Source organism: Persicimonas caeni, from assembly GCF_006517175.1.
Classification (GTDB): domain Bacteria; phylum Myxococcota_A; class Bradymonadia; order Bradymonadales; family Bradymonadaceae; genus Persicimonas; species Persicimonas caeni.
The window spans coordinates 7,381,126-7,395,572 of record NZ_CP041186.1; the positions used below are offsets into that span (position 1 = coordinate 7,381,126).

Sequence of the window (14,447 nt, forward strand, 5' to 3'; positions counted from 1 at the left end):
AGCGCCCTCAGAGGCCATTCAACATCTGGCTCGGCTCGCCTGGGTTCATCTGCTCGGACCTCAGACCGAGTTTTGTGGAGATCGGATTCGGGAGCATCTCGTCTCGGTGATCGACGAACGAATTGTCGATGACTGGCTGGCTCGAATCGACAACGAGTCGCTTCGCCCAGCTGACATCGCCGACATCGAGTCGATCCAGCAGACCCTCGACGACGGTGTCCGACGCCGACACGGCATTTATCTAACCCCGATGCCGCTGGCCGACGCGCTCGCGGCGACCGTCGAGGCCGACGCCGGGGAGGCGGTCGTCGATCTCTCTGCGGGCGCCGGCACATTGCTCACGGCCGTCGTTCGCCGTCACCCTCACGTGCGCGCCATCGGCGTCGAGAAAAACCCCTTGCTCGCTCTCGCGGCGGCCCTCAACCTCGTCGCCGAGCGGAGAAAATCGGGGCAGGGCGAGGCGCTCGAAGATCGCATCTTTGTCGGCGACGGTCTGGCCCGCGACCCGAGGTGGAGCGAATTCGAGGGCCGGGCAGCCGCCGTGGTCGGCAATCCGCCCTATGTGCGCGAGAAGGGCAATCGCGCGCTCTTCGAGGAGCTTCGCAGTCGGCACGAGCACCTGGCTGCGTTTTTCGGCCCGCGCATGGACCTGCTCTACTTATTCTTCCACCGCTCGGCGTCCTTTGTGCGTCCCGGTGGCCGACTGGCGATGCTCACCACGGCCTATTGGCTGACCGCGACGAATGCGAGTCGAGTCCGCAGAGACATGACCCAGCGGCTGCGTCCCCAGGTGTTGATTCGCGTCGAGTCGACCGGAGTGTTTTCTGACGCCCCCGGCCAGCATTCGCTGCTGAGCGTCTTTGGCGCGCCGGGCGAGGCGCCTGCGAGGCTGCGCGCATTGTCACTCGAGGACGAGCCGGCCGACTGGTCTGCGCTGGTCGAGGCGTTGCTCTCCGAACAATGCGAGACGCCGCAGGTCCGCGAACAGCCCTCCCACCGGCTGGGCGCGGACCGATGGACCCCCTTCGCCGACGCGGCGACCGACCGCTGGGCGCGACGCCTCGAGGAGCAGGGGACGCCGCTTTCGTCCCTGCTCGTCGATCGCCAGGGTTTTGTCAGCGGCGCCGATCGCTTCAGCGGGCGTCATCCGAAGCGCTACGCGCCCGGCGCGCCCGTTCCTGACAAGGGAGAGCCCATCTTCTTGTTCGAGCGCGGCGCGGTGCCCGCTGAACTCGCGCAGTTGGGGCCGACCGTCGTGCGCCCATTGGTGCGCGCGGGCAATCTCGAACCAAACGGGGTGATTATCACACCGCCCTCACAGGAGTTTGCGCTCTACATTCATGGTGAAGTGGGGGCCGCGGCTGAGGCAGTCTTGGAGACCCACTTGGGCCGGTTCCGCCCCGTGCTCGAGCACCGCCGAGAGGTCCGCACCGGCAGCATGCCGTGGTATCGCATCCACTGGCCGCGCGACCGGGCCGAGCAGACCGGCCCGAAGCTCGTGGTGCCGCGCCGTGCTCCTTCGCCCCGATTTGCGCTCGACCTATCCGCCAGCGCTATCTCGAGCGACTGTACGTATCTGATCCCGCCTGACGAGGTCGACGAGCCGCTTCGCTACCTGGTCACGCTGATGGTCGTCCTCAACAGCGACCTCATCGCTCGGTATCTGCGCAACTACGGCAAATCGAAAGGTCGTCAGCTCGAATTTTACTCCGAGCCGCTTCGCACCCTGCCGCTGCCGCTGAGGCTCGCCGATGGCTCGCTCGAGATCATCGAGAAACTCGTCGATTCGGACACACGACTCCGGTGGAGCGAGTTAATCGACGCGCGGCTCGCAGGGCTCTTTCCTGCCCGGGCGAACGACCCGGTTTTAGCATGATTTTTCGTTGCCTACCGCCATGTTGTTTATAAACATCGTTGGCAACGATCGGTGCATCTTTCGAGTCATACCTCGGCATCGACTTCGAATCTGGTGCACCCGAACGAGCTCAGGCGGCGGATATGGCAAATTCGAGGAGTAGTTCTCGCGGTGGGGATGATTCTTTCGTCGATCCACGCGGGTTGCTCGTGGGGGTGGGGGCCTCGGCCGGCGGGCTCGATGCCCTTCGCTCGCTGTTCGGGGCGCTGCCAGCCTATCCCGGGATGTCCTTTCTCGTGGTTCAACACCAGGCTCCCTCTCAGAAGAGCTTGTTGCCCGAACTCATCGCTCAGGTGACGCCGATGCAAGTCACCGAGGCCGAGCCCGACGAGATGATCCGCCCCAACCGTGTCTACGTGTGCCCACCTCAGACGGTGCTGTCGGTGGAGGGGATGCGCATTCGGTTGCGCGAGGTGGAATCGCCCGACGAGCGACGTACTCCAATCAGTCGCTTTCTCGAGTCGCTGGCCGACGCACATGGCCGGCGCGCCGTGGGCGTGATCCTCTCGGGGGCGGGCTCCGATGGCACCTTTGGGCTTCGCGCCATCAGCGACGCGGGCGGCATGACGCTCGTCCAAGACTGCAAGAGCGCACAATTCGACAGCATGCCGCGCAGCGCCATCGCAACCGGCGTGGCGGACTTCGAACTCCCTCCCGAACAAATGCCCGAAGTGCTCGGCGAGCACCTCGAGTATCTCGAGCGCCTCGATGCGCGCGAAAGTGACGACCTCCTCGCCCATCAGATTCTCGAGGCCATCGACGGTATCGCCGACGCGGTGCGCGAGGAGACGCGGCACGACTTTGGCAGCTACAAATCGAGCACCCTTGTTCGGCGCATCAAACGGCGCATGCAGATTCTCCGGATCACCTCGGTCGACGCTTACGTCGAGCGCCTGCGCGAAGAGCCGGCCGAAGCCGGCGCGTTGTGCCAGGAGTTGCTCATCAGCGTCACGGCCTTCTTTCGAGACGCGGCTGCCTTCCAGGCGCTGGAGCGCGAGGTCATCCCCAAGCTATTCGAGGGGCGCGAGGTAAACGATCGCGTGCGCATCTGGATACCCGGCTGCGCAACCGGCCAAGAGGCCTACTCGTTCGCCATGCTGGTGTGCGAGTACCTCGACTCACGCCCCGATGACGAGCCGTTGCCGAGCGTTCAAATCTTCGCCACGGACATTGACGAGAGCGCCATTCGCGTGGCGCGCCAGGGCGTCTATTCGACGCGCGCCGTCGATCAGTTGAGCGAAGAGCGACTGGGCGAGTTCTTCATACGTCGCGGTGAGCAACTCCAGGTCTCCTCGCGGCTTCGCGAGATGTGTCTCTTTTCGGTCCACAACGTCATCAGCGATCCGCCGTTCTCGAGCCTCGACCTGATTTCGTGCCGAAATATGCTCATCTACTTCGACGCTTCCCTGCAAAAGCGTGTCGTGCCGCTGTTTCACTACTCGCTCGAAGAGGACGGCTTTCTCTTCTTGGGGAGCTCGGAGACGCTCACCTCCCACAAAGACTTGTTCGCCGCGGTCGACAGCCGTCACCGCATCTGGAAACGGCGCGCAGACGCCCCTCGCCGGTTGGTCACGCCCCCGAAGATGTCGCAGAATTGGCGGCCGAGTCGGCTCGCGCCGAAGGCTCGTCAGGTGCCCGACATCTACGACACCATGCAGCAGGTCTTGCTCGAGCGTTATGCGCCCGAGGCAATCATCGTCAGCGGCGAAGGTGAGGTTCTGTGCGCCTGTGAGGAGGCAGGGGACTTTTTGCAGATCGCGGGTGGCGTCTTTCAAAACAATGTCGTGAAGATGGCCCGCTCGGGGCTGCGCGTCGGTATTCGAACGGCCCTGGCCGAGGTCCGCAAGACAGGTGAGCGCATCGAGCGCGATGATCTGTCCATCAAGACCGACACCGGGATCCAACCGGTCAAGTTGAGCATCGAGCCGTTGCCTCACGCCGCGCGCGACGCGGACCTCTACATCATCGTGTTCGAACGAATCGGATCGGTCATGGGCGCGCTGCCGACCAACGTGCGCTCGCCTGACGAGGAGGCCGAATCGCTCATCGTGCATCTCGAGCGCGAACTCAGCAGCACCCGCGACGACTTGGAGTGCACCGTCCAGGAGCTCGAGGCGTCCAACGAGGAGTTGAAGTCGACCAACGAAGAGTTGTTGTCGATGAACGAGGAGTTGCAATCGGCCAACGAGGAACTCGAAGTCTCCAAGGAGGAGCTCGAGGCGGCCAACCAGGCCCTCTCGCGGGCGAACGCCGACCTGGAAAACCTGCTGATGAGCACGCAGCTGGCGACGGTATTCCTCAAAGACGACGGCACGGTTCAGCGGTTCACCCCGGCTATCGTTCGTATCTATCACCTGCCCGACCAGGACATCGGTCGGCCGCTGTCTCATATCAACCATCGGCTCAAAGAGATGCCACCGTTGCCAGACCCCGACGAGCTGCGCAGGCGTGAAGCAGCTATCGAACACGAAGTGCGGACCCCGGACGGCGACTTCTACATCCGGCGGGTGCTGCCGTACTTTACGCCCGACGGGCCGGACGCTGGCATGGTGGTCACCTTTATCGACGTGACCGAACTCAAACGGGCGCAGGAGCGCGCCTCGCGCCTCGCCGCCCTCGTCGAGTCTTCCAGCGAAGCGATTATCGGAGAGAGCCTCGATGGGACGATCACTGCGTGGAACCGCGGCGCAGAGGCGATCTACGGCTACACGGCCGAGGAGGCGGTGGGCAAAGACATGTCGCTGGTCATTCCAGCGGAGCGCCAAGACGAGCTCGAGCAGGTGATGCGTCGGGTGCGCGCCGGCGAATGCGTCGAGCCGTTCGAGACCGTGCGCGTCGACCAGCAGGGCAATCGACTGCACGTGTGGCTGACACTCTCGCCGGTGACCGACAGCCGCGAGCAAGTGGTCGGCATCTCGGCGATCGCTCGCGACGTCACCGCGCTGAAAGTGGCCGAAGACGAGTTGCTGCAGCGCTCGGTGCAACTGTCGCAGGCCAAGAAGAAGGCAGACGCCGCCAATCAGGCCAAGAGTCAGTTTCTGGCGAATATGAGCCACGAGATCCGCACACCGATGACGGCTATCCTGGGCTATGCCGAAGTCTTGCGCGCCCACACCGAGAATCCCGACGATCTGCAGTGCGTCGAGACGATCAAGCGCAACGCGGATTATTTGCTCGAGATCATCAACGATATCTTGGACCTTTCCAAGATCGAGGCGGGCAAGCTCGACCTCGACTTGTCGCGCGTCGCGCCCGACGAATTGCTCGCCGAGGTCATCTCGCTCATGCAGGTGCGCGCCGAGGAGAAGCGCATTCCGCTGAGCCTCGAATTCGTCGGCAAGTTGCCCCGATATATCGAAACCGATCCCAAGCGACTTCGGCAGGTGCTCATCAACCTGGTCGGAAACGCCATCAAATTCACCGACGACGGACAGGTGCGCGTGCGGGCGAGCTTCGAGGGCGAGGGGCGTCCGATGCTGTGCTTCGACGTTGCCGATACCGGCATCGGAATTCCGGCCGAGCAACAGGACGGGCTCTTCGAGCCGTTCAGCCAGGTCACCAGTCCCGACAAGGCCAAGCACGACGGGACCGGGCTCGGGCTCACAATCTGCAAGAGGCTGGTCGATGCGCTCGGCGGTGAGATTTTGGTCGACAGTGCACGCGGCGAGGGCAGCACCTTCTCGGTCAAGGTGCCTGTGCGCAGCAGCAACGATCTCGAACTGGTCGAGCCCCGCCAGGGTATCATGATTCCGCAGGAACCTCGGGTCTCCAACGAGCGCTGCATCGACGCGCGAGTGCTGGTGGTCGATGACCGGCACGATATCCGCTACTTGGCTCGCTTCTTCCTCGAGCGCAGCGGGGCCGAGGTCGAGGTGGCCGAAAACGGCGCCCAAGCCGTGGCGCGCGTCGACGAGGCGCGCTCCGCCGGCACTCCGTTCGATATCGTGGTCATGGACATGCAAATGCCGGTGATGGACGGGTACGAAGCCGCGCGCCAACTGCGGGCAAACGGCTTCGAGTTGCCCATCCTCGCGTTGACCGCGGCCGCCATGCCCGCCGACCGCGAGCGCTGCTTTGAAGCGGGGTGTACGGACTACACGAGCAAACCGATCGACGGCCACGTGCTCGTCGAGCGCATCGCCCACCTGTGCGGCGTGGGTCAGGGAGACCAATCTCGAGCAATCAACGAGCTTCCAACCCACGCAGCCATGCCGAGCGTGCTGCTGGTCGACGACAGCGTCGATACGTGTAACGCCTGGCAGATCTTGCTCGAAATGGAGGGGATCGCGGTGAGCACCTGCCAGACAGGCGCCGAAGCTATCGAACTCGCCGCCGAGGCGTCTCCGGAGGTGGTGGTCCTCGACCTCGGCCTTCCGGACATCAGCGGCTACGAGTTGGTGGAGCAAATGACCGAACTCGACGCGCTGGCCAACGCCACCTTCATCGCGCTCTCGGGACGCAGCCAGCCTGAGGATATCGAGCGCTCCCTGGCGTCGGGTTTCGACCATCATCTGGTCAAACCGGCCGGTCGACACGACCTCCTGGCCCTTTTTGAGACCTCAGATCCCCCTAAACCGGCGCTTGACGGTTGAAAGCGGACCCACAAGGCGTTAACTTCCGCTCTCCAAGCGCTCCCATTTGTGGGGTGAGCCGCGTAGTAGTCAGGGCAGTATGAAGTTACGTCGTATCCAACTTGTCGGCTTCAAGTCCTTCAAGGACAAAGTCACCATCGAGCTCAGCGATGACATGAACGGCATCGTGGGGCCGAATGGGTGTGGTAAGAGTAATGTTGTCGATGCGCTCAAGTGGGCCATGGGCGACATGTCCCCCAAGAGCCTTCGCGGCTCGTCACTCTCCGATGTCATCTTCGCCGGCAGTGAGAACCACCGCCCCGGCGGCATGGCCGAGGTGACGCTCACCTTCGAGAACGAGCTCGCCAACGAGGCGGCCGAGCCCGCCGAGCCCACCGCTCCGACACGGCAAGCGGCCAGGGCCGAGCAAGCCGCCCGCGAGCAGCGCGAAGCGCGCGCCGAACAACACATGCAGCCCGATTCGTCGGAGCCCGTCGATTCCGACGATGCCGAAGACGCAGAAGACGCAGACGCAGAGGGCGCAGACGAGTCGGCGCCGGTATGGAACAACGATTCCATTCCGCGCGAGTACCGCGAGATGCCCGAAATCTCGATCACCCGCCGACTGCACCGCTCGGGCGACAGCGAATACCTCATCAACAACGTTCCCTGCCGCCTGATGGACATCCAGAACCTGCTCGCCGGCACCGGGCTGGGGAAGCAGGGCTACTCGATTATCGAGCAGGGCCAGATCAGCTTTGCCGTGAGCGCCAAGCCCTCCGAGCGGCGCCTGATCATCGAGGAGGCCAGCGGCATCACCCGCTACAAGGCCCAGCGTGACCGATCTCAACGCAAGCTCGACCGCACCGAGCAGAACCTCCTGCGGGTGCGCGACGTCGTCCGCGAGGTCGATAAGCAGCTTCGCAGCCTCGAGCGCCAGGCGCGTCGCGCCGAGCGTCACAAGGAGCTGACCGAGGAGCTTCGCACCCTCGAGATCGCCCAGATCGTCGACAAGCGCAGCGAACTCGCCGACAGGGCGGCAAAGCTGCGAAAACGCCTTCAAGAGGGACGCACCGACGTCGAGAAGGCGCGCTCGTCGCTCAAAAAGCTCGAGGGCAAGCTCTCGAACCAGAAGGTCGAAGCGTTCCAGGCCGAAAAGAAGCACGCCGAGCTGACCGAGCATTTCTACAAGCTCGATACGAAGCTCAACCTCGCCAAGTCGAACCGCAAGCACCTCGTCGACTCGGTCGAAGACGCCAAGGCGCGCCACCAGGAGGCGCTTCGCGAGCGTGAGAGCCAGGAAAAACGAAAAGAGGGTCTGTCCGCCGAGCTCGAGCGCGTCCGCGCCGAGTTGGCGAACTTCGACGAGTCTCCCGAGGACACGCACGCACGCATCAAGGAAGCCGAAGACGAGTTGGCCGCCGCGAAGAAGCGGCTGCGCGAGGCGGAACGCGAGCGAAACGAGACGCGCTCGAAGCTCGACGAGGCGAGGTCGAAGCTTCGACGCCTCGACGACCGCCGCGAGTGGCTGTCGTCGCAGCGTGACGAACTCGCCCAACGCAAGAAACAAGTAACCGAGCAGATCGACGGCGTCGGCCGCGAGGTCGAGGACCTTCGCCGCGGGCTCAACCGCCTGGCGATGGACGTCGAGCGCGCCGACGGTGAGGTCGAGCAGAAGCGCGAAGACCGCCAGAGCGCCGAGATGCGCCTGTCGACCGCGCGCGAGCGCCAGAAGGAATCACGCGCCGAGCTCGAGCAGATTCGCTCGGAGCGTATCGAGGTGTCGGCCCGCGTCGACAGCCTCGAGGCCATGCGCCGCCGCGGCGATGGCTACGCCCAGGGCGTCCAAGAGGTGCTCGAGTGGGCGGCCGAGACCGGCCGCGAAGACGTGCTCGGCCCCGTCGGCGACTTCCTTAGCGTCGAGGAGGGCGACGAGGCTGCCGTGGCGGCATTCTTGGGCGATCGCCTCGGCGACGTCGTCGTCACCCACCGCGAGGCGGCCCTCGAGGCGCTGGCCATGCTCACCGACGACGAGGTCGGCCGCGCCGGCTTCTACGTGCTCAGCGCGCCCGACGCCGACCCACGCGAAGAGGTCGGTGCGCTGCTCGACAAGCTCGCCGTCGTCGACTCCCTGGCCGAGCTTCCGCCCCGTAGCGAGCGCGACAGCGACAAGATCGCCTGGGCGAGCACCTCGGGCGACATCGAGTTTCACGACGGGCGTATCGTGGGCGGTCACGTCGGCGACCAGGCCGAGAGCGTGCTGCGCCAGGCGCGCGAGCTCGAGCAGTTGAGCGAGCGCCTGTCGAAGCTGCAGCTCTGGGAAGAGGACGCCAAAGAGGAGTACGAGATCGCCGAGGAGGACGTCGAACTCGGCCAAGAGCGCCTGGCCAAGGCGCGTCAGGCGGTCGAGCAGGCGTCTCTCGAAAAGCGGCGCATCGAGCAGGAGCTCTCCTCGGAGCAGCGCGAGCTCGAGCGCACCGAAAAGCGCCTGCGCCGCATGAAGGCCGAGGTCGAGCCGCTCGAAGAGCGCCACCAGGAACTCGCCAAAGAGGCCGACGGGCTCGGCGAGCAGCGCCAATCCCTCGAGGACGCGCTTCCGGAGCTCGAGCAGCGCCTCGAGACGAGCACCGAGGCCTTCGAGATCATGCAGAGCGAGCTCGAAGCCCAGCAAAGCGCGGTCACCGAGCGCAAGGTCGAGCTCGCCGAGGCCAAAGAGCGTCGGCGCAACCTGCAGGAGAGCGTCAAGCGCCTGGAGCGCTCGCTCGAGTCGACCGGGCGCCAGATCGAGAAACTCGAGCGCGAGGCCAAAGCCCAGGCCGAGCGCCTCGAGGAATTCGAGGAGAAGTCCGACTCGACCACCCGCGAGGTCGTCGAACTCGACACCCAATACAAAGAGGCCAAAGAGGCCGCCGAGGCCGCCCGGCAGAAGCTCGACGCGGTCAACGACGAGGTGCGCGAGCTCGAGGTCAAGATCGTCGAGCGCCGCCGCGACGTCGAACAGAACGTCGGCAGCGTCCAGCAGACCGAGATGTCGCTTCGCGAGCTCGGCGTCGAGATCGAGCACGTCGACCGCAACTTGCGCGAGCGCTTCGAGCTGTCGATTCCCGAGGCGCGTCAGATCGCCGAGGAGGTCGAGCTCGAGCCCAAGCAGCGCGACAAGCGCGTCCAAAAGCTCAAGCGCAAGATCGACAAAATGGGCGCGGTCAACCCGATGGCCGTCGACGAGTACGAGGAAGCCAAGGAGCGCAAGGAGTTCCTCGAGGAGCAGCAACTCGACCTCGAGGCGTCGGTCGACGACCTGCGCAAGGCGATTCGTCGCATGGACCGCGAGAGCAAGAAGCGCTTCCGGGACACCTTCGACGCGGTCAACGCGAAGTTCCAGGAGTTCTTCCCGCGCCTGTTCCGCGGCGGCCACGCCAAGCTCAAGCTCACCGACCCAGACAACGTGCTCGAGTCGGGCGTCGACATCGAGGTCAGCCCGCCGGGCAAGCGCCTGCAGAACGTCAGCTTGCTCTCCGGTGGCGAAAAGGCGCTCACCGCCGTGAGCCTGATCTTTGCGATCTTCTCGCTCAAGCCCACGCCGTTCTCGGTGCTCGATGAGGTCGACGCCCCCCTCGACGAGGCCAACGTGGGCCGATTCGCCGAGATGGTGCGCGAGCTCAGTCAGCAGAGTCAGATGATCGTCATCACCCACAACCGGCGCACCATGGAGTCCTGCGACACCCTCTATGGTGTGACCATGGAAGAGCCGGGCGTCTCCAAAATCGTCTCTGTACGGCTTCACGAGATCGACGACCGCCTCGCTTCTTGATATGGGGTGGGTCGGGCTTAAGTAACTTCTTGCGATGCGCGGCCCTTGCTGCGCGTCGACGCTTTCAATATCTGAATTTTCTGGATTACTTCAGGACAGTTGCATGACCACTCTCATCCCCAATCTCGCGTCCGTGTTGGTGCTCGCGCAGGCCGAAGGCGGCCTCGACCCGGTCACGATCGGCCTGATCGCTCTGGCGGTCGTCGTGCTCATCATTCTGGTCTTCGCGGTCGTCCGATCGCTTAGCAAGCCGGAGAAGCCCGAGATCACCGAGCGCCGCCCGCCCACCGAAGAGGGCAAGGTGCCGACCAAAGATGTGCTCGAAGAGCGCATGGAGGTCGAAGAGCCCGTCGAGATCACCGACGACATGTCGCTCGCCGAGATCAAGCGCATCAAGGCCGCGCGCGTCAAAGGGAAGGGCAAGCGCCGCGAGACGGCCGCCGAGGCGACCGAACGCGCCAAGCGCGAGCGCGAAGAGGCCGAGCGCAAGGCCAAGGAAGCCGCCGAGAAGGCCGAGGCTGAAGAAGCCGAGGAGGCCCCGGAAGAGCCGGTCGAACAAGAAGAGCCGGTCAAAGAGCCTGTCGAAGAAGAAAAGCCGGCTGAAGAAGAGAAGCCGGTCGAAGAGGAAGAACCGGCCGAAGAAGAACCGGTCGAAGAAGAACCGGCCGAAGAAGAACCGACTGAACAAGAAGAGCCCGAGGTCGTCGAGGGACCCGACGTCTCCGAAGGCACCGAAGTCGCCGAAGGCCCGGAGGTCGGCGAGGGCGCCGACGTCACCGAGGGAGCCGAGGTCACCGAAGCTCCCGAGTCCGAGCGCAAGGTCAAGCGCAAGCTTCCGCGGCCCCTCCCCAAGCCCAAAAAGCGGCCCAAGCCGGAGCCCGAGGTCCGAGAAGAGCCCGAAGCTCCGGAAGAAGAACCGGAGCCGGTCGCCGACGAAGAACCCGAGCCGGCCGTGGAAGAAAAACCCGCGCCCGAGCCGGAGGCCTCCGAGCCGAAGACGCTCGCCCAGGGGCTCGAGAAGACCCGCTCGGGCTTCATCGACCGCCTGAGCAACCTCTTCAGCAGCGAGAAGCTCGACGAAGACATCGTCGACGACGTCGAAGAGATCTTGTTCACCGCCGACATCGGCCCGCACGTCGCCCAGGAGATCCTGATGGCGGTCGAAGAGGGCTTGAGCGGCGAAGAGAAGCGCGATCCGGGGCGTATCTGGGGCTTTATTCGCGACTACTGCGCCAAGCTCCTCAAAGCCCACGAGGAGCCGCTCGACCTCGACAGCGCCAAACCCTACGTCATGCTCGTCGTGGGCGTGAACGGCGCGGGCAAGACCACCACCATCGGCAAGATGGCCAGCAAGTACCGTGACCAAGGCAAATCGGTCCTGCTCGTCGCCGGCGACACCTTCCGCGCCGGCGCCGTCGACCAGCTCGCCATCTGGGCCGAGCGCACCGACATGCCCATCCACCAGGGCGAGCAGGACGCCGATCCCTCGGCGGTCATGTACGCCGGCATCGAGCGCGGCATCGAAGAGGACGTCGACGTCATCATCTGCGACACCTCCGGCCGCCTGCAGACCAACGTCAACCTGATGGACGAGCTCGCCAAAATGGCGCGCGTCTCCGGCAAGGCGCTCGACGGCGCCCCCCACGAGACCATGCTCGTGCTCGACGCCAACACCGGCCAGAACGCCATCATCCAGGCCAAGAAGTTCAACGAGGCCGTCGAGATCAGCGGCATCGCCCTGACCAAACTCGACGGCACCGCCCGAGGCGGCGTCATCCTGGGCATCTGCGACGAGCTCGAAGCCCCCGTGCGCTATATTGGCATCGGCGAGAGCGTCGAGGACCTGCGCGAATTTGACGCCGACGAGTTTGTCGAGGCGTTGTTTATGTAGCGCCTCTGGCGGCCGTTTGGGGTCGCAAGACATCTCGAGGCTCGCAGAACAAAGGCGGCTTGTGATTCAACCCTTCGACGGGGGCAAAATCACAAGTCGCCTTTGTGTTTGGACCCTCTCGAGGGGGTCGAAAACCAAAGCCGCCTCATCACAGGACCCTCTCGAGGGGGACGAAGATCAAAGCCGCTTTGTGTTTCGGACCATCGGAGGGGGTCGAAACACGAGGCGAGCTTGTCCGCGGACCCTCAAGGGTGACACCACGAAAAAAGCCCCCGACCCAAAAGAGGGCCGGGGGCCGCAGACGCGGCAGGCGCCAGTATCGATCACACGACCGGCTCGACGACGTCGTCGTCAACGGTGTCGTCAGCGACCGGCTCGCCGGTTTCGGGATCAATGTCCTCGACGGGGCGATTGCGCCGGTAGGCGTCTGCGACGATCTCGTTTTGGCGCTGGAACTCGGCCAGGAGCCTGTCGCGGGTCTCGGCGTCGGTCCCGTGGGCCGCGAGCGCCCGGAAGATCAGGTGGGCGAATTGCTCCAGCCCCTTCGCGCGAGCGTTTTTGACGTCGGCGTAGGACACCTGCTGGCGGGAGTCTTTTTCGAGTTCGGCGCGAAATTCGACCACCAAGTCGGCGAGCTTGTCTGCGTGACGGCGCACGCCGATGGCGTCGACATGTGCGGCCAAGTCATTATCAAAGCGCTCGAGCAACACGTTCATGTTGGCCAACTGCTCCTCGAAGCTCTGCGTGACGAGTGCGAAGAGGCCTTCGGGAAAGGCCTCGACGAGGAACGTGCGGGCCTGGTCGGCCGTGACGTCTTCGCCGACGCTCTGGCCCTCGGCGACCGCGTGCATCCCCGAGAGGACACGGTCGATATCGGCGTCGACCTCCATGGCGCGTCCACGCGCATTGGAGGACTGGGACTTGGAGCGCTTGTAATTCTGCTCCACATTCAGCGTGTCGCCGTCGACGGCCAACGACGCGTCGCAATCAGCGACGAGTTCGGTGTCGCCCAACTCCTCGGCGACCTGTCGCATCGCCTGGGCGACGAACATGCGCCGGCCAGTCGGCAGCTGACGGCTTTTCAAAAAATCAAATAGCGGATGATTCACGTGACTCTCCTCCCACCGTAGGCGGGATCAAACAAAGGTGAACGGACGAACAGATTCGCGGCGCCTGCCGCTGCCGCGTCGTGTCCCCAGCGCTACTTCGTTGTGGAGATAGGCCGCGATTCTAGCGTATGTTCGGTGAAAATCCAGCGCGAGTCGGCCTCGGGCGTCGAACGCCCGGATTTTTGCGCTGCAGGCCTTGCGCGAAGGTGGCTGTCGTGTTGCTCTGGCATCTGTGTGAGCCGCATGCGGCGCGGACGCGCCCTGTATTCTGCTGTGCACTACCTTGCCGATCAAAAAGGGGCTGTGCTATACCAATGGCAGAGGAATTGAGCATTGATTGAGTAGCCTCTGGCTGATGGAACGCAGCGCACGGCGCTGCCACTGATTCCTGTCGCACGGACAGCAAATGACACAGCTCAAATCGTCGCCCTCGCTTCTGGTCAGTCTCCTGATCGGCCTGTTGGTGGTCATCGCCGCCCAACCGGCCCTCGCTCAAGAGACGACGCGCCAAGAGTTCGATGACACCATCCACGTCATCCAGCGCAAGCCGGTGTTGCAGAAGGGCCGCTTTGATCTCGTCCCGCGCTTTGGCGTATCGGTCAACGACTCGCTGTACCGCCACTACAAAGTTGGGGTGAATGGAAACTACCACTTCAGCGAGAGCGTCTATCTGGGCGGTCTGTTCGAGTGGTACAACTTCGGCGACGCCCTCGGCGGGCCCACCGACGCCTTCAACGAGACGGCCAACGAGACGCGCACCAACGCCGACGTGGCCGTACTTAACTGGGTCGGCGGCCTGGAGCTGGGCTACAAGCCCATCGTCGGCAAGTTCGCCTTGGCCGACTCGTTCATCATCTTCTACGACGTCGGCCTGACCGCCGGCGGCGTGGGCATCGACGCCGAGAGTCTGGCGTTGTCGTCGGGCGACGTCACCTTCGGTGGCACGGTCAGCGCAGTCAGCCGCATCTTTTTGAACGATTGGATGGCCGTGAATCTCGAGGTTCGCGACGTCATCTACTCCGCCGACCTGCGCGGCGCGCCTGGCTCGTTGACGAATATCGTGACGGTGGCTGGTGGCCTGAGCCTCTACCTGCCCACGACGTTCGAATACTCCGACCAAGTCGCCGAATAGAGCAGGGCGCTGGCGCCC

At 64.2% G+C, this 14,447-nt stretch carries 6 protein-coding genes; 5 read left to right on the forward strand and 1 reads right to left on the reverse strand.

Annotation, left to right across the window (positions count from 1 at the left end):
• The first annotated feature begins 106 nt into the window (after window positions 1-106).
• The 4 genes from FIV42_RS27425 to ftsY all read left to right on the forward strand — a co-directional run bounded on the left by FIV42_RS27425 (window position 107) and on the right by ftsY (window position 12,188).
• Window positions 107-1,876 carry an Eco57I restriction-modification methylase domain-containing protein gene (locus tag FIV42_RS27425; protein WP_141200785.1) on the forward strand — a complete coding sequence of 590 codons (1,770 nt, stop codon included), beginning with the start codon at window positions 107-109 and terminating at the stop codon, window positions 1,874-1,876.
• 122 nt (window positions 1,877-1,998) lie between these two features.
• On the forward strand, window positions 1,999-6,507 hold the full coding sequence (locus FIV42_RS27430) for a CheR family methyltransferase (protein ID WP_141200786.1): 4,509 nt from the start codon (window positions 1,999-2,001) through the stop codon (window positions 6,505-6,507).
• Window positions 6,508-6,586: 79 nt separating this feature from the next.
• Window positions 6,587-10,297 (forward strand): chromosome segregation protein SMC, encoded by a 3,711-nt coding sequence (gene smc, locus FIV42_RS27435; RefSeq protein ID WP_141200787.1) that lies wholly within the window; start codon window positions 6,587-6,589, stop codon window positions 10,295-10,297.
• Between the two features lie 103 nt (window positions 10,298-10,400).
• On the forward strand, window positions 10,401-12,188 hold the full coding sequence (gene ftsY / locus FIV42_RS27440; RefSeq protein ID WP_168210986.1) for a signal recognition particle-docking protein FtsY: 1,788 nt from the start codon (window positions 10,401-10,403) through the stop codon (window positions 12,186-12,188).
• Between the two features lie 323 nt (window positions 12,189-12,511).
• Here ftsY and FIV42_RS27445 read toward each other — a convergent pair whose 3' ends face one another.
• Window positions 12,512-13,297 (reverse strand): erythromycin esterase family protein, encoded by a 786-nt coding sequence (locus FIV42_RS27445; protein WP_141200789.1) that lies wholly within the window; start codon window positions 13,295-13,297, stop codon window positions 12,512-12,514.
• Between the two features lie 406 nt (window positions 13,298-13,703).
• On the opposite strand from FIV42_RS27445, the gene FIV42_RS27450 reads away from it, so the two are divergent.
• The gene (locus tag FIV42_RS27450) at window positions 13,704-14,429 is read left to right on the forward strand and encodes an outer membrane beta-barrel domain-containing protein (protein ID WP_141200790.1); all 726 of its coding nucleotides are present in this window, start codon (window positions 13,704-13,706) and stop codon (window positions 14,427-14,429) included.
• Window positions 14,430-14,447 lie beyond the last annotated feature (18 nt).